This is a genomic window from Mesorhizobium sp. M0960 (assembly GCF_040319055.1).
Lineage (GTDB): Bacteria > Pseudomonadota > Alphaproteobacteria > Rhizobiales > Rhizobiaceae > Mesorhizobium.
This window is the reverse complement of record NZ_JAMYNN010000006.1, coordinates 79,538-95,928: the sequence shown is the minus strand read 5'-3', so window position 1 is coordinate 95,928 and position 16,391 is coordinate 79,538. Positions and strand designations below refer to the sequence as shown.

16 protein-coding genes are annotated in these 16,391 nt (G+C 64.7%); 6 read left to right on the top strand and 10 right to left on the bottom strand.

Features of this window, described 5'->3' with window-relative positions; genetic code table 11:
* Positions 1-183: 183 nt before the first annotated feature.
* Positions 184-2,832: a DNA mismatch repair protein MutS gene (gene mutS / locus NKH63_RS14160; RefSeq protein WP_352918063.1), complete on the bottom strand. Its 2,649-nt coding sequence runs from the start codon at positions 2,830-2,832 to the stop codon at positions 184-186.
* 203 nt (positions 2,833-3,035) lie between these two features.
* Here mutS and NKH63_RS14155 point away from each other — a divergent pair, with 203 nt between their 5' ends.
* Positions 3,036-5,315, top strand: coding sequence for an NADP-dependent malic enzyme (locus tag NKH63_RS14155; protein WP_023717919.1), 2,280 nt, complete (start codon positions 3,036-3,038; stop codon positions 5,313-5,315).
* A gap of 182 nt (positions 5,316-5,497) precedes the next feature.
* Here the strand turns inward: NKH63_RS14155 and NKH63_RS14150 are convergent, their stop codons facing one another.
* On the bottom strand, positions 5,498-6,484 hold the full coding sequence (locus tag NKH63_RS14150; RefSeq protein WP_352917987.1) for an IS5 family transposase: 987 nt from the start codon (positions 6,482-6,484) through the stop codon (positions 5,498-5,500).
* 211 nt (positions 6,485-6,695) lie between these two features.
* Positions 6,696-7,688 carry an adenosine kinase gene (locus NKH63_RS14145; protein ID WP_352484921.1) on the bottom strand — a complete coding sequence of 331 codons (993 nt, stop codon included), beginning with the start codon at positions 7,686-7,688 and terminating at the stop codon, positions 6,696-6,698.
* 218 nt (positions 7,689-7,906) lie between these two features.
* Between NKH63_RS14145 and NKH63_RS14140 the strand changes: the two genes are divergently transcribed.
* Both NKH63_RS14140 and NKH63_RS14135 read left to right on the top strand, forming a co-directional pair.
* Positions 7,907-8,797, top strand: a complete 891-nt coding sequence (locus NKH63_RS14140) for a DMT family transporter (RefSeq protein ID WP_502896330.1) — start codon at positions 7,907-7,909, stop codon at positions 8,795-8,797.
* Between the two features lie 78 nt (positions 8,798-8,875).
* Positions 8,876-9,571, top strand: coding sequence for a sulfate transporter family protein (locus NKH63_RS14135; protein ID WP_352484924.1), 696 nt, complete (start codon positions 8,876-8,878; stop codon positions 9,569-9,571).
* Here NKH63_RS14135 and NKH63_RS14130 read toward each other — a convergent pair.
* The 4 genes from NKH63_RS14130 to NKH63_RS14115 all read right to left on the bottom strand — a co-directional run bounded on the left by NKH63_RS14130 (position 9,568) and on the right by NKH63_RS14115 (position 12,802).
* A complete protein-coding gene (locus tag NKH63_RS14130; RefSeq protein ID WP_352484926.1) occupies positions 9,568-10,566 on the bottom strand; it encodes a proline racemase family protein in 999 nt (332 codons plus the stop codon). The genes NKH63_RS14135 and NKH63_RS14130 overlap by 4 nt on opposite strands.
* 14 nt (positions 10,567-10,580) lie before the next feature.
* A complete protein-coding gene (locus tag NKH63_RS14125) occupies positions 10,581-11,384 on the bottom strand; it encodes an isocitrate lyase/PEP mutase family protein (RefSeq protein ID WP_352484928.1) in 804 nt (267 codons plus the stop codon).
* A gap of 77 nt (positions 11,385-11,461) precedes the next feature.
* Positions 11,462-12,316, bottom strand: a complete 855-nt coding sequence (locus NKH63_RS14120) for a hypothetical protein (RefSeq protein ID WP_352791987.1) — start codon at positions 12,314-12,316, stop codon at positions 11,462-11,464.
* A gap of 75 nt (positions 12,317-12,391) precedes the next feature.
* On the bottom strand, positions 12,392-12,802 hold the full coding sequence (locus NKH63_RS14115; protein ID WP_023717927.1) for an SRPBCC family protein: 411 nt from the start codon (positions 12,800-12,802) through the stop codon (positions 12,392-12,394).
* Positions 12,803-12,883: 81 nt separating this feature from the next.
* On the opposite strand from NKH63_RS14115, the gene NKH63_RS14110 reads away from it, so the two are divergent.
* Positions 12,884-13,468, top strand: coding sequence for a TetR/AcrR family transcriptional regulator (locus tag NKH63_RS14110; RefSeq protein ID WP_352496647.1), 585 nt, complete (start codon positions 12,884-12,886; stop codon positions 13,466-13,468).
* 31 nt (positions 13,469-13,499) lie between these two features.
* On the opposite strand, the gene NKH63_RS14105 is transcribed toward NKH63_RS14110, so the two are convergent.
* From NKH63_RS14105 to NKH63_RS14095, 3 genes are all read right to left on the bottom strand, one after another.
* Positions 13,500-14,156, bottom strand: coding sequence for an HAD family hydrolase (locus NKH63_RS14105; RefSeq protein ID WP_023717929.1), 657 nt, complete (start codon positions 14,154-14,156; stop codon positions 13,500-13,502).
* 13 nt (positions 14,157-14,169) lie between these two features.
* Positions 14,170-14,655 (bottom strand): dUTP diphosphatase, encoded by a 486-nt coding sequence (gene dut / locus NKH63_RS14100; RefSeq protein ID WP_023717930.1) that lies wholly within the window; start codon positions 14,653-14,655, stop codon positions 14,170-14,172.
* A gap of 84 nt (positions 14,656-14,739) precedes the next feature.
* A complete protein-coding gene (locus NKH63_RS14095; protein ID WP_023717931.1) occupies positions 14,740-15,210 on the bottom strand; it encodes an Lrp/AsnC family transcriptional regulator in 471 nt (156 codons plus the stop codon).
* Between the two features lie 115 nt (positions 15,211-15,325).
* Between NKH63_RS14095 and NKH63_RS14090 the strand changes: the two genes are divergently transcribed.
* A complete protein-coding gene (locus NKH63_RS14090) occupies positions 15,326-15,541 on the top strand; it encodes a DUF6356 family protein (protein ID WP_023717932.1) in 216 nt (71 codons plus the stop codon).
* A 5-nt stretch (positions 15,542-15,546) separates the two neighbouring features.
* Positions 15,547-16,347: a class II glutamine amidotransferase gene (locus NKH63_RS14085; protein ID WP_352484936.1), complete on the top strand. Its 801-nt coding sequence runs from the start codon at positions 15,547-15,549 to the stop codon at positions 16,345-16,347.
* The last annotated feature ends 44 nt before the right edge of the window (positions 16,348-16,391 follow it).

The following is a 16,391-nucleotide window of genomic DNA, read 5'->3' as shown; positions in this document are numbered from 1 at the left end:
CACCCCCCTCTGTCCTGCCGGACATCTCCCCCACTGAGGGGGAGATTGGATCTCGCATCGGCTTTCGCCAACTTCGAACGTCGAAGGAAAAAGCGCTGTCAGCGAAACTGCCAATCTCCCCCCTTGAGGGGGAGATGTCCGGCAGGACAGAGGGGGGCGCCGTAGAGCGCTATCGGACGAGCACTACTTCCCCACAAGCCCCTTCAGCCGGTACAGCGCTTCCAGCGCCTCGCGTGGCGTCATCTCGTCGGGATTGATCTCCGCTAGCGCTTCACCCAGCCCATCACTCCTGGCCGGCTTCGACGCTTCCCGCTTCGCCGCCACGGAAAACAGCGGCAGGTCGTCGACCAGACGGTTGGCCTTGCCCGAGACCTCGCCGGCTTCAAGCTGGTGCAGCACTTCTTTGGCCCGGCCGACGACGGCTTCCGGCAAGCCGGCAAGCCGCGCTACCTGGACGCCGTAGGAACGGTCGGCGGCACCCTTGCCGACCTCGTGCAGGAAGACCACGTCGCCCTCCCATTCCTTGACCCGCATGGTGACGTTGGAGAGCCGCGGCAGTTTTCCGGCGAGCGCCGTCATCTCGTGGAAATGCGTGGCGAAGATCGCCCGGCAGCGGTTCTTCTCGTGCAAATATTCGACCGCCGCCCAGGCGATCGAGAGGCCGTCGAAAGTGGCGGTGCCGCGGCCGATCTCGTCGAGGATGACCAGTGCGCGTTCGCCGGCCTGGTTGAGGATCGCCGCTGTCTCGACCATCTCGACCATGAAGGTCGAGCGGCCGCGCGCCAGATCGTCGGAGGCGCCGACCCGCGAAAACAGCCGGTCGACGACGCCGATATGGGCTGATGCCGCCGGCACGAAGGAGCCGGTCTGGGCAAGGATGGCGATCAGCGCGTTTTGCCTGAGAAAGGTCGACTTGCCGCCCATATTGGGGCCGGTCAGCAGCCAGATCGCGCCGGCCTTGGCATCGCCTTGCGGCGACAGATCGCAATCATTGGCGACGAACGGGCCTTCGCCGGAACGCCGCAGTGCCTGTTCGACCACCGGATGGCGTCCGCCCGAAATCTCGAAGGCAAGGCTCGCATCGACCAGCGGCCGGCACCAGGCCTCGCTTTCGGAAAGCAAGGCAAGGGCTGCCGAAACGTCGAGCGCGGCGAGCGCTTCGGCGCCGGCGCGGATCCTGTCGGCCTGGCCGACGACTTCCGCCGTCAGCGCCTCGAAAGCGGCAAGCTCGATCGCCAGCGCCCGGTCGGCGGCATTGGCGATCTTCGATTCCAGCTCGGCGAGTTCCGTGGTGGTGAAGCGCATGGCGTTGGCCATGGTCTGGCGGTGGATGAAGCGCGCCTTGGCGCCGTCGCTGCCGGTCATCAGCGCATGGTGGTTGGCGGTGACTTCGATGTAGTATCCCAGCACATTGTTGTGCCTGATCTTCAGCGAGCGGATGCCGGTCTCGTCGATCAGCGAGCGCTCCAGCCCGGCGATCACTTTTCGCGACTCGTCGCGCAGTGCCCGCATCTCATCGAGTTCGGCGTGGTAACCGGAACGGACGAAGCCGCCGTCGCGCTTGAGCAGCGGCAGCTCGTCGCTGAGCGCCTGTGCCAGATGCGTCGCCAGCGCGCCGGGCAGTGCCTTGATGGCCGCTAGCGCCGCCGCCAGTTCGGCGGGCAAGGCGGTTTGCCCGAACAGTCCGGCGATGGCGCCGGCCGCTTCGAAACCGGCGCGCAGCGCGCCGAGATCGCGCGGACCCCCGCGGTTGAGCGCCAGCCTGGACAGCGCGCGCGGCATGTCGGCGACGCTCTTCAGGCTGGCCCGCACCGCCTGGCAGAGGCGCGTCTCGGAGCGGAAGAACGACACCGAATCCAGCCTTGCAGCGATTGCCGCCGGGTCGGTCAGCGGCGCCATCAGCCGGTCAGCGAGCAGCCTTGCGCCGCCACCGGTCACCGTGCGGTCGATCGCCTTGAACAGCGACCCCTCGCGGCTGCCGGACAGCGTGCGCAGCAGCTCCAGATTGGCGCGCGTCGCCGGGTCGATGAACAGTGTCGATCCCTGCTCCTCGCGCTCCGGCCGCGACAGCGGCGGCCGCTCCGCTTTCTGCGTCTTCTCGACATACGCGATGACGCCTGAGATCGCCGACAGCTCGGCGCGCGAAAACGAGCCGAAACTGTCAGGCGTCGCCACCTCGAAGAAGCGGGCGATGCGGCCGGCGGCCGAAGCCGAATCGAACAGCGACGGCGGCTGAGGGCTGGCGACGCGGCCGAGCACGTCGAACACCGGTTTCAGCTCCGGGTCGTAAAACACCGGTTCGGCGACGATCAGCTCGCGCGGATCGACACGGAAGACGTCGGCGAGCAGCCGGTCGGCGGTGGTTTCAGCGACGCGGAAGACACCGGTCGAGATCTCGATCCAGGCCAACGCGAAGGAATGCTCGGCGCCGCCCTTGACCCGTCCCAGCGCCATCAGAAAACTCGATTCCGACGGCGCCAGCAGTTTGTCCTCGGTGATGGTGCCTGGCGTCACCAGGCGCACAACATCGCGGCGCACCACCGATTTGCCGCCGCGCTTCCTGGCCTCGGCTGGATCCTCGATCTGCTCGCAGACGGCGACGCGGAACCCCTGGCCGATCAGCTTCTGCAAATAATCGTCGGCGGCGTGCACCGCCACGCCGCACATCGGGATGTCGAGCCCCTGGTGCTTGCCGCGCTTGGTCAGCACGATGCCGAGCGCCCGGCTTGCCTTCTCGGCATCGTCGAAGAACAGCTCGTAGAAATCGCCCATGCGGTAGAACAGCAGCGAATCCGGGTTCGCCGCCTTGATCTCGATGTACTGCTCCATCATCGGCGTCGCCGGCGCGAAGGCCGGCGTGGCGTTGTCGCTTCGAATGGGCGTCTCGTCGTTCAAAAAGCTGCTTCCAAAATTTTCCAAGCCATGCTTGGCGGTTTACAGCGGCGAAGTGTAGCCTTAATCCCGAACCTTCCACAAAAGAAAGCATGCGCACCCATCTCAAGCGGTGCCGTACGGGCGAGGAAACCAAGAGTACCATGGCCAAGAAAACCGAAAGCAACGGGCCCTCAGTCAGCGCCCAGGAGGCGCTGGAATTCCACGCCATGGGCCGTCCGGGCAAGCTGGAGATCGTCGCCACAAAACCGATGGCGACGCAGCGCGATCTCAGCCTCGCCTATTCGCCGGGCGTCGCGGTGCCGGTTCTCGCCATCGCCGAGGACCCGAGCCGCGCCTTCGACTACACGGTTCGCGGCAACATGGTCGCCGTCATCTCCAACGGCACCGCTATCCTCGGCCTCGGCAATCTCGGCGCGCTGGCCTCGAAGCCGGTGATGGAAGGCAAGGCGGTGCTGTTCAAGCGCTTCGCCGATGTCGATTCCATCGACCTCGAGGTCGACACCGAGGATGCCGACGAATTCATCAACTGCGTGCGCTTTCTCGGCCCCTCCTTCGGCGGCATCAACCTCGAGGACATCAAGGCACCGGAATGCTTCATCATCGAGCAGCGGCTGCGCGAATTGATGGACATACCGGTGTTCCATGACGACCAGCACGGCACCGCCATCATCTCGGCCGCCGGGCTGATTAACGCGCTGGAAATCACCGGCCGCGACATGAAGACCACGAAAATGGTCTGCAATGGCGCCGGTGCTGCCGGCATCGCCTGCATCGAATTGATGAAGGCGATGGGCTTTGCGCCTGAGAATATCATCCTTTGCGACACCAAAGGCGTCGTCTTCCAGGGCCGCACCGAAGGCATGAACCAGTGGAAATCGGCGCATGCCGTCAAAACCGGCGCGCGCTCGCTGGCCGAGGCGCTGGACGGCGCCGACGTGTTCCTCGGCCTCTCGGCCAAGGGCACGCTGACCACCAGGATGGTGCAGTCGATGGCCAAGAACCCGATCATCTTCGCCATGGCCAATCCCGACCCCGAGATCACACCGGAGGAGGTCGCCGAGATCCGCACCGACGCCATCATGGCGACGGGGCGGTCCGACTATCCCAACCAGGTCAACAACGTGCTTGGCTTCCCCTACATCTTTCGCGGCGCACTGGATGTGCGGGCGACCACCATCAATGACGACATGAAGATCGCCGCCGCCCGGGCGCTGGCGGAGCTGGCGCGCCAGGACGTGCCCGACGACGTCGCCGCCGCCTATCAGGGCAACCGGCCGAAATTCGGCCCCAACTACATCATCCCGGTGCCGTTCGACCCGCGGCTGATCTCGGCGATCCCGATCGCGGTCGCCAAGGCGGCGATGGACTCCGGCGTCGCGCGCAAGCCGATCCTCGATCTCGACCGCTACGCGCAGGAGCTTTCCGCCCGCCGCGACCCGATCGCCTCGACGCTGCAGCGCATCTACGACCGCGTGCGCCGCCAGCCCAAGCGCATCGTCTTTGCCGAGGGCGAGGAGGAGCAGGTGATGCGCGCCGCCGTCTCTTATGTGAACCAGCGGCTCGGCACCGCCATCCTGCTCGGCCGCGACGACATCATCAAGGAAAACGCCCGGAATGCCGGCATCGACCTCGGCAAGCAAGGCATCGAGATCATCAATGCGCGGCTGTCGCGGCGCAACTCCGTCTACACCGATTATCTCTACGAGCGCATGCAGCGCAAAGGCTTCCTGTTCCGCGACTGCCAGCGGCTGATCAACAACGACCGCAACCATTTCGCCGCCTGCATGGTGGCGCTGGGCGATGCCGACGGCATCGTCACCGGCGTTACCCGCAACTATTCGACGGCGCTCGACGACATCCGCCGCGTCATCGACGCAAGGCCCGGCCATTGCGTCATCGGCGTGTCGATCGTGCTGGCGCGGGGTCGCACCGTGCTTGTCGCCGACACCGCCGTGCACGACATGCCGAACGCTGAACAGATCGCCGACATCGCCGAGGAGGCCGCCGGCTTCGCCCGCCGCATGGGCTACGAGCCGAGGCTCGCTATGCTCGCCTATTCGACCTTCGGCCATCCGCAGGGCGAGCGCTCCGAGCGCGTCCAGGAAGCGGTGCGCATCCTCGACAAGCGCCGCGTCGATTTCGAGTATGACGGCGAAATGGCCGCCGACGTGGCGCTCAACGCCCGCGCCATGGCGCAGTATCCGTTCATCAGGCTGACCGGCCCCGCCAATGTGCTGATCATGCCGGCGTTCCACTCGGCCTCGATCTCGACCAAGATGCTGCAGGAGCTCGGCGGCTCGACCGTCATCGGCCCGCTGCTGGTCGGCCTGAACAAGCCGGTTCAGATCGTCTCGCTCAACGCGAAGGATTCGGACATCGTCAATATGGCGGCGATCGCGGCGTATAGCGCTGGGGCTTGAGGGGCACGTAGCGGCAGCGCCCTTTCCTTCTCCCCTTGTGGGGCCTTTGCAGAGAAGGCGCATAGATATGCGATTTGAGGCATATATGCTTTTTTGAGCGTCGGAGAGCGCTGCTTGGCCGGTTCAGCGCGGCATTTTTCAGGATAATCGGCTCATCCGGCCGATTACGGACGGACTCCTGCTTATGCCGGCTTCTCGCCAGGCGGATGGAGGGTGCTGACCATGCGGCGCAGGTTGTAGGCGCAGGCCGCCAGCATGCACTGCATTCGGTTGGCGGCGAGGTTGAAGAAGCGCAGGCGCCGCATGGCATAGCTCTCCTTGAACACGGCGAAGGGTCGCTCGACCGCCGCCCGCACCTTGGCGATCAGCTGGTTGCGCCGCTTCTGGCGCGGCGGCAACTCGGGATGATGTTTGTTGGGCCGCCGCATCAGGCGGTCCTTGATGCCTGCCTCGACCAGCCGGGCATGTCTGGCGTGGGTATAATAAGCCTGATCGCCATAGACCGCCCTTTCATCGCCGCTGATCAGTGCGTCGGCCGGCTCGGTGTCGGTGACCGAAGCGTCGCTCACCTCGACGCGCCGGATCAGCGTATGATCCTGGTCGACGCCGATGTGCATCTTGTAGCCGAAGGTGCTCTTCTTGCCCTTCTTGCCCCAGCGCGCATCCTTGTCCGCCGATGGCTTGACCGGGCCCTGGTGGCCCTTCTTGGGCTGTTTCGGCGGGCGGCCGCGAGCTTGCAGGAACGAGGCATCGACCAGCGTGCCGCGCTTGACGATCAGGCCCTTGTCCTCAAGCTGGCGGTTGATCTCCTCGAACACCTTGTCGATCAGCCGCTCGCGCGTCAGTTCCTCGCGGAAGCGCCACAGCGTCGAATGGTCGGGCGTGCGGTCCGAAAGGCTGAAGCCGGCAAAGCGGCGGAACGACAGCCGGTCGCGGATCTGTGCCTCAAGCGCTGGATCGCTCAGCCCATGCCATGCGCCCAACAAAAGGCAGCGCATCAGCACTGGCGCCGGATAGCTGGCCGTGCCCGGCCCGGCTCCGCTGCGTGCGCCCAAAAGCCCGTCGATCGGACCCCAGTCGATCTCCTTCGCAACAAGATCGAAGATCGTCTCATCCGACACCGCAAGGCCGTCCGCCAAGCTCAATTGACCAAGCACACGATCAACCATCCGCGAATCTCCCGTAGCGACCACGCCACAGAATCACCAATCCGATTCTGTGCAAAGGCCTCCCTGTGGGAGAAGGTGGCCTCGCGAAGCGAGGTCGGATGAGGGGTGTTCCAGCTTGGCGCCGGCAGCACTCCATCCAACACCCCTCAACCGTCTCGGCGCTGCGCGCCGATCCACCTTCTCCCACAAGGGGAGAAGGAAAGAGGTGCCCCTACAACAATCCCGCCTGCTCGGCCTCTCGGCGCAGATTCTGCCGTGGCCTTGGGCCGATCTGCTGGATGACCAGTCCGGCCGCCAGCGAGCCGAGATCACCGCACTGCTTCAGGCCGCGGCCTTGCGTGTAGCCGTAGAGGAAGCCGGCGGCGTAGAGGTCGCCGGCGCCTGTCGTGTCGACCAGCTCGCGGATCCTGGTCGCCTCGATGGTGACGGTCTCGTCGCGGCGCACGATGACCGAGCCCTTTTCCGAACGGGTGACAATGGCGATCTTGCAGTCCCTGCGGATCTGCGCCAGCGCCTCGTCGAAGGACGCGGTCTGGTAGAGCGACTTGATCTCGTGGCTGTTGGCAAAGACGATATCCACGGTGCCGGAGCGCATCAGGTCGAGGAATTCGTCGCGGTAACGGTCGACGCAGAACGAGTCCGACAATGTCATCGATACTTCGCGCCCGGCGGCATGGGCGAACTTCGCCGTCTGCCGGAACGCTTCCTTGGCGCGCGGCGGGTCCCACAGATAGCCCTCGAAATAGGTGACGGCGGCGCCCGACGCCTTGTCGGCCTCAACATCCTCCGGGCCGAGCTCGACGCAGGCGCCGAGATAGGTGTTCATCGAGCGCTCGCCGTCCGGCGTGACGAAGATCATCGAGCGCGCCGTCGGCGGTTCGCCATCGAGCGGTTTTGTGTCGAAGGCGACGCCCTGGGCATGCATGTCATGCGCGTAGATTTTGCCGAGCGCGTCGTTGGAGACCTTGCCGAAGAAAGCGGCGCGACCGCCGAAGGAGGCGACGCCCGCCGCCGTGTTGCCGGCGCTGCCGCCCGAGGCTTCAATGGCCGGGCCCATGCGGCTGTAGAGCAGTTCGGCGCGCCTCGTGTCGATCAAATTCATCGCGCCCTTGATGATGCCGTTGGTCTCCAGGAACGCCTCATCGCACTGGGCGATGATGTCGACGATGGCATTTCCGATACAAAGCACGTCATAGTCCGGCATCAATTCATGTCTCCGCCAAAAACCCACCGGCTTTCTGCCATGCCGGGCGCGGGCGGGTCTAGCGGTTTGATGCGGCTTTGCCTAGTCGACAATGCGACGATCCGACGAATGTCAGCATAGCCACCATCGTTGGATGGCGGCCGAAGCATTTCTCGCGTGCCTGGCTTACAAGCATGGCTGAGATGAGCGATGCCCAGAGGTCCCCGCCGGCCATGTCTATGAAAACCGACACGAGGATCGAGCTGGTGCTGCTCGTCGTGTTGGCAGTGCTCTGGGGTGCATCCTACAGCTTCATCAAGATCGGCGTTGCGACGATCCCGCCGGTGACGCTGATCGCCGCGCGAACCCTGATCGCGGGTGGCATCCTGCTTGCCCTGATCCGCTGGCGCGGGCTGACCTTGCCGGGTGATGCCACAAGCTGGCGCCGGTTTGCATTCCAGGCATGCCTCAACAGCGTCGTGCCGTTCACGCTGATCGCTTGGGCCGAGCGCTCGCTGGATGCCGGGCTGGCCACGATCCTGAATGCGACCTCGCCGATCTTTACCTTCTTGCTGACCGCCCTCATCACCCGCCACGAACCGTCGACCATGCGCAAGCTGTTTGGCGTCGCGGCGGGAATAGCCGGAATATGCCTCGTTGTCGGCGCCCCGGCGCTTGGCGGCCTCGGACAGCAATTGTTACCGCAACTTGCCGTGATCGCGGCGACGATCTGCTATGCCGGCGCGGCCGTTTTCGGCCGCGGCTTCAGGGGGCTCGACCCGATGGTGCCGGCCGCCGGTTCGATGCTCTGCGGCGCCGCGATGCTGATCCCCTTGAGCCTTGCGTTCGACCAGCCATGGACCTTGACGCCGTCGACAGCTTCGATCCTTGCGCTGCTCGGGCTTTCGGTGTTTTCAACCGCGCTGGCCTTTTGCATCTATTTCCGTCTCCTCCACACGCTGGGCTCCGTCGGCACCACCTCGCAAGCCTATCTGCGGGTGCCGATCGGCGTTGCTATCGGAGCCGTGTTCCTTGGCGAAAGCCTTGGTCCGAGCGCGTGGTGGGGAATGGCCCTGGTCGTCGTCGGCGTGGCGGCGATGACCATTCCCCAGGCAAAGGTCGCGCGCTAGGGCGCTTGCAGCCTACGCTGTCTCCGCCTATTCGGAGATATCAGCCACGGGCATGTTTGACATGGAATTGGAAACGCCGTGATCCTCGACGCCGCCCGCGCCGCCTTGAGCCGGCTGTTCTCGCCCGAATTCCGTTCCGTGTTCGTGAAGACGCTGGGGCTGACCTTGCTGACGCTGGCGGCACTTTGGTTCGGGATCAAGGGCCTGTTCGACTGGCTGGCCTGGCCATGGATCGATGCATGGCTGCCCAGCCTGCCCTCCTGGGCCGGATGGCTGGGCGCCGTCGTCGCCGGCATCGGCCTTGCGCTGGGCTTGGCGCTGCTCATCGCGCCGGTGACGGCGATCATCGCTGGCCTGTTCCTCGACGACGTCGCCGAAGTCGTCGAGCGCACCGACTATCCCAACGATCCGCCCGGCCGCGCAGTGCCGGCGCTGCGCTCGCTGGTGCTGGCGATCAGGTTCTTCGGCGTCGTCATCCTCGGCAACATCGTCGCCCTGCTGCTTCTGCTGGTGCCAGGCATCAATATCGCCGCCTTCTTCGTCGTCAACGGTTATCTGCTCGGGCGCGAGTTCTTCGAGTTCGCCGCCATGCGTTTTCGCCCGGAGGCCGAGGCCAAGGCGCTGCGCAGGAAGCACGCGGTCACCGTGTTCCTGGCCGGGCTGGTTGTCGCCGCCTTCCTCGCCGTGCCGCTGCTCAACCTTCTGACGCCGCTGTTCGCCGCCGCCATGATGGTGCACCTGCACAAGGCGATCTCGGCGCGGGATGATGCTTAGCGCAGCAGAAAGCCGCGCCCCAGTTCGTCGTCGTCCTCGACAATGAATTCGGCCCGCCCTGAGTAGTAAGCGCGGCCGCCGACGCGGGCGATGATGGCGTCATGCGGCCCGGCTTTGGCCGTGCGCACGACCGCGCCGGAAAAGCGCGAGCCGGCGATGCTCTCGAACAGCCGTGTCCGGCCAATTTCGATCTGGCCCTTGGCGTGCATGGCCGCCAGCCGCGCGGTGACGCCCGAGCCGGTCGGCGAACGGTCGACCTCGGCTTCGGCGAAAACGCAGATGTTTTTGGTCGGCGTATCGGAGATCGCATCCTGTCCGTCGGTCAGGATGGTGCCGTAGAGAAAGGCGAGATCGGCATGGTCGGGATGCGACAGCGGCAATTCGGCCTTGAGCTTATTGGTCAGCGCCGTCGCTGCATCGACGAAATCGCGCACCCGGTTCCTGCCGAATTCCAGCCCGAACTGGCGGCAGTCGGCCAGCGCATAGAAGGCGCCGCCATAGGCGATGTCGAAGCCGACTGCGCCGTAGCCCGGCAGCTCGATCCGCTGGTCGCGGGCAAACAGAAACGCCGGCACGCTTTCGAATGACACCGCACCGGCCTTGCCATCCCTTACCTCGACCGCAGCCGAAATCAGCCCGCATGGCGCCTCGATATTGACCGTCGTCATCGGCTCGCGTGGCGCCACCAGCCGCTCGTCGACGGCATAGCGGCCGAGCGCGACGATGGCGTGGCCGCACATCGTCGAATAGCCTTCATTGTGCATGAACAGCACCGCGAGGTCGGCGCCCGGCAGGTCAGGCTCCACCAGCAGCGCGCCATACATGTCGTAATGGCCGCGCGGCTCGAACATCAGGATCTTTCTGAGATGATCGAGATGGTCGCGCACATAGGCACGCCTTTCGAGAATCGTGCCCTTGGGAATGTCGGGGTAGCCGCCGGTGACGATCCGCAGTGGCTCGCCGCCGGTGTGCATGTCGACGACGGTGAGCGTCATTCGCCGGGGCCTACCTAGGCTGAAGATTTGGCAAACAGCGCCTGCAGCTTGCCGAATGGCATGGCGGCGCGGGTGAAGCCGAACGTGCCGTCCTGCTGGATCTCGCGCGCCGCGGTCTCCAGCATGCCGAAGGCGAAATTGGTGAGCCATGGGCCGAGCGAGACGCGCTTTACCCCCGCCATGGCCAGGTCGGCGATGGTGAAGCCAGGCCGGGCCATGACGTTGACCGGCCTGGTCAGCGCCGAGCAGACGGTCCGCACCGTCTCGATGTCGCTCAGCCCTGGTGCATAGAGCACGTCGGCGCCGGCTTTCTCGAACGCCTGCAGCCGCTTGATCGTATCGTCGAGGTCGGGCTTGCCCCACAGGAAATTCTCGGCCCGCGCGGTGAAGACGAAATCGCGTTTCAGCGCCCGTGCCGCTTCCGCCGCCGCCGCGACGCGCTCGACCGCATGCGAAAAATCATAGATCGGCTTGTCGGGCTCGCCGGTATGGTCCTCGATCGAGCAGCCGGCGAGGCCAGCCGCCTCGGCGGCGAAGATCGTCTCGCCGGCACTTGTCGCGCTGTCGCCCTTGCCCTTTTCGAGATCCGCCGAAACCGGCAGCCCGGTCGCCGCCGACACTTCACGGCAATGGTGGATCATCGCCTCGAACGTCACCGCGCCATCGGGCAGGCCGCGCGAAAAGGCAAAACCGGCGCTGGTCGTCGCCAGCGCCTTGAAGCCGAACGAGGCCAAAAGCTTGGTCGTGCCGACGTCCCAGGAATTGGCCATGACGAAGATCGAGGCATGCAGGTCGCGAAAAATCTTGCCCTTATCCATGGATGCTCCCCTCCAGTGCAGAATGTGAGGCAAATTCTAGCCCGGCGGAACGCGCCGGGCAAACAAATGCGGTTGGCTCAGAAGCGTTTGGCGTTCTCTTCTGCCAATCGGTCCAGCGCGTCGGAATCCTTGACGTAGTGCGAAGCGTTTTTGTCCCAATGATAGGTGACGGAAATGTTGCGCGAAGACGCCGCTGGCGGCTGCTGGCCGTCGCAGCTTTCTTCGCCCGGTACCGTCGCGTCGGTCACCGTAACCTTGATGGCTGCATAGGGCTGGCCGTCAGCAATCGCCTGGAACGCCGCATTCTGCGTCCTTCGGTTGGTGCAGAGGTTTTCGTCGAACGTATAGATCATGTCGATCAGCTCGAACCTCTCGCTGCGGACCATGATCAGCGGCGTGATCCCATAGCCCTGACTCGAATTGAAATGCGTGCTCATGCTGATGATGGCGTCGTCACCAGGCCCGATCGGCAGCTTGCCCGGATCGCGAAGATAGGTGATGCGGTCGACAGCGACATTGACCGCGTCGAGCAGGGCCGGCTTGCCGGTGATGTCGTAGAGTGCCAGCACCGCATAGCCCTCGGCACTGTCAGGCGAGTCGCCGAGGTCGAACAGCATGGTCAGCCGCTCCTTGCCGCCGGCCTTGATGCCGAGCACGCCGGCGTTGGAAAGACCCGACGTCGCCGGCGGCGAGCCGTCGTAGTCCGGACCAGCGATGTGGCGCATCTCGATCGGCATCGAACCCCGGAAAAAGCCGTCCTTGTCCGCGGCCAGATCGGGAATGACCATCCTGGCGAGATCGAGATAGGTGACATCGCCGTGGCCAGGGACGGCGCTGCCGAGCTCCGGCAAGCTGACGGCCTCCGCTCTGCCCGTCCAAAGACAAGGCAGCAGCAGGCAGGCAAAGATGAAACGAAGCAGGGAGAAGGTCATGCGCGCGCTCGTTATGTCGGGCGCGCGCAAGCTAGAGCATTTTGCGGCCAAGGGGAAACACCTGGCGTTGCCTCACTATGTTGGCTTGGCTTCGGTCGCCAGGGTCTGCTGGAAAACCGGCACCAGGTGATCCATGGCGGCTGCGAGCCACGCGCCGAGTTCGTCGGGCAGAGTGTCGTGGATCCAGACCAGGCGGCTCCGGCCCTCGCCCTCGGCAAAGACCTGCATGGAAGTGTTATCGTGGGTGACCTCGTCGCCGAGCCATCCCCACACGATCCGCCGGCTCTGCTCGTCGCGAGCGATGAGCCGCTCTCGCACAATCTTGCCGTCGGCGAACATAAGGGCCCGCACGTCGCCCTCCTCCACCCGGCAGTCGACGAAAACGCCTGGGGCTATCCGTTGGGCGCCGCCGGCGAAGTCGCCGACCGTCGCCCATACGCTTTCCGGTGGAGCATCTACGATGATTTCCCTGACTATCGAAGCCATGTTCACTTTTCCTCCGCTGGTGGGTAGACCTGTCTGTCTACATATGGATGTATACAGACCTGTCTGCTATATAGTCAAGGCATGTCCGCAGCCCGAATCAACGATCGTCCAGAAAGTCTTGCGCGCCGTCGTATCCTCGATACGGCGACCGCGCTGTTTTCTCTGGAGGGGGTGCGCGCAGTCGGCATCGACCGCATCATCGCCGAGGCCGGCGTTGCCAAGGCGACGTTCTATCATCACTTCGCGGCCAAGGACGATCTCGTCCGCGCTTACATCGAGGAGCTCAGCAAGGGGGGACGGGCGGCGATCGCGAAGCTTGACCGGCGGCCGCCTCGCCAGATGATCCTTGCCATATTCGATCTCATCGCCGATGCGGCGGATCAGCCGGGCTACCGCGGCTGCCCCTTCCAGAACGCCGCTGCCGAATACCCCGATCCCAGCAGCCCGGTTCGCCAGGCGATCGATAAGCATCGTCACTGGAAGTGGGGCATCCTAAGGGATCTGCTGATCGCGGACGCAAATCGCGATCCGGACCGCACTGCGGACGCGCTAACGGCGGCGGCCGACGGCCTCCTTGTCGTCAGTCATCTCGACAGGCCGGCCAATCTGCGCAGTCTCATACGCGACACGGTCGACCGAGTACTTGGAGCGTCACGCCCGGTCTGAGATCGAGCGCGTACAGCCTGCGCAAAGGCGATTAGTGGATCGGCACCAGCCCGGCCAGTTCACGCATGTCGTCGAACAGGATGCCGCCGGCTTCGCTCAGTCCGTCGCGGTCGGAAAGCGGGTCGCCGTGATAGGAATAGACGCGCATGCCGGCGGCGATGCCGGCTGCCGTCCCGGCGACGCTGTCCTCGATGACGATGCAATCGGCGGGCGCGAAGCCCATCGTCGCTGCCGCATGCAGGAAGAGGTCGGGGAACGGCTTGCCACGCGAGACCATGGTCGAGCTGAACAGCGCATGCTCAAACAGCGGCAGCAGCCCGGTCAGACCGAGTGTGATGTGCATTTTCGATACCCGTGCCGACGAGGCGACGCAGGTGGCGATGCCGGCGGCGTGCACGGTTTCGATGAACTCGCGAACGTAGGGGATGGCCTCGACGCCATGCGCGAACAGGTCCGGCAGGCCGGCGTTCCAGCGCTCGACAAAATCGGCGCCGAGGCTGACGCCGGTCGCCTCGACTTCCTTCTGCACCGAGACCATGCTGCGGCCGGAGAAATTCTTGCGGCAATATTCGAAGCTGGCCGGAAAGCCTGCCGCGCTCAACCATTCGGCGAGGCGCCGGTTGGCCAGGTTCTCGGTGTCGACCAGAACCCCGTCGCAATCGAAGATGACGAGCTTGGGGATCTTCATTTCGCCGCGCTCATCAGGCCGTGCCGGTCGATCCGAAGCCACCGGAGCCGCGCGTTGTGCCGCCGGCCAATGTGCGCTCCTCGACGGTCGCCTGCGTCACCGGGGCGAAGACGATCTGGGCAATCCGCATGCCGCGCGTTACCGCGAAATCCTCGTCGCCGAGATTGATCAGCAGCACCTTGACCTCGCCGCGATAGTCGCTGTCGATGGTGCCGGGCGTGTTGAGGCAGGTGAGCCCGTGCTTGAAGGCGAGGCCCGAACGCGGCCGGACCTGGCCTTCGACGCCCTCGGGAATTTCCAGGACCAGGCCGGTCGGCACCAGTGCGCGCTTTCCCGGCAGGATCAAGAGCGGCCTGTCGTCCGGGACGGCGGCGCGCAGGTCCATGCCGGCGGCGCCCGAGCTCTCATAGGCGGGAAGCGGCAATCCCTCGCCATGCGGCAGCCTGACGAAGCCGACAGCCGGACCGATGACGGAGGTGGGATAAAGTGCTGCGCGCATAAGGCTGATCCTATCGTCGCGAACGCCGGTCCAGTCAACTCGGCGACAATGCTATCAACGGCTTTCTTTCAGCGCAGTTCCGCCTCAGCGCAGTTCCATCGGAACGATCGTGGTCTCCTTGATCTCTTCCATGACGAACGAGGCCGAAACGTCCGACAACGCCACCTTGGCGATCAACCGCTGATAGAGCCGGTCATAGGCTTTGACGTCGGCGACACGGGCGCGCAAGACATAGTCGAGATCGCCGGACATGCGGTAGGCGCCGGTGATCTCGGCAAAGCCGGTCACCGCCGCCCGGAATTTTTGCAGCCAGTCGGGATCGTGATTCGAGGTGCGGATCAGGATGAACACGGAAAGGCCGAGCCCGAGCTTGTCGGCGTCGACCAGCGCCACGCGGCCGGTGATGACGCCGTCTTCCTCCAGCCGCTTGACCCGGCGCCAGCAGGCATTGCGCGACAGCGATATTCTTGCCGAGAGCTGGTCGACGGACAGCGTGCCGTCGCGCTGCAGCTCGGCCAGCAATCTCCGGTCTATTTCGTCGATTTCCGGCGTCATGTGGGATGTTTGTCCCAAAATTCAGCCTTTCACAAGGACAATTTGGGACCGATGAACCGAACACCCATGCCAGGATATTCATCGTCGGCTCTTCATGCTGGCAGGAGGGACCGACATGACCGCACGGCTCGCAAGACTTTTCACCTCTCACCCGGCTGCGGTCGGCGAGAGTTATTTCGGCCATATGGCTTTCGCCGCATGGTTCTCGTCGCGATTGTTCATGGCGGCTTTTGCCGCGCTCATTCATGCTTTCTTGCCGTTTCTGTTCGAGACCACGGCAAGCGGCATCATCCGTGAGCTCTACGAGCGGACGCATAACAGGGGACGTTAGGCGCTATGTGCCGGTGGGCCGCCTATCTCGGCGAAGCCGTCTTTCTCGAAGACATCGTCACGGCGCCCTGCCACTCGCTGATCGCCCAGAGCCACTGCGCCCAGGAAGCCAAATCGCCGACCAATGGCGATGGTTTTGGCTTGGCCTGGTATGGCGACCGACCGGAGCCCGGCCTCTATCGCGACATCCTGCCGGCCTGGTCGGACCCCAATCTGAAAAGCCTGTGCCGGCAGATCAAGTCAGGCCTGTTCCTCGCCCATATCCGGGCTTCGACCGGTGGCGCCACCAGCCGCATGAACTGTCATCCGTTCATTTCGGGCCGCTGGTCGTTCATGCACAATGGCCAGATCGGCGGCTTCGAAAAGATCCGTCGCGCGCTGGAGAATTCGCTCTCCGACGCCGCCTTCGACCAGCGTGAGGGCGCCACGGATTCGGAACTGTTCTTTCTGATGATGACCGAAGAGGACCTGGCAGGTGATCCGCAGGGCGCCGTATCGCGCGCCACCAGCCGCGTCATCGACGCCTCGCGCCGCGGCGGCTTCGAGCCGGCGCTGAAATTGACGGCGGCTTTTTCCGACGGACAATCGCTTTACGCGGTGCGCTATACGAGCGACGGCCACGCGCCGACGCTCTACACGTCCGCCTTCCGCAATGGCGGAGGCCGTTGCGTCGTGTCGGAACCCTTCGACCGCGACGGCAGCGACTGGCAGGCGATTCCGCCCTCGAGCTTCGTCACCATCGGCAGAGACGGCATGAGCATTCGTCCGTTTGTGCCCGCCGCGGCAAAGCTGGCGCTGGCCGTGTAGATTCCTCGCTACGCGTCGCAGGACAGCGCCGATTGCAGCAGGCA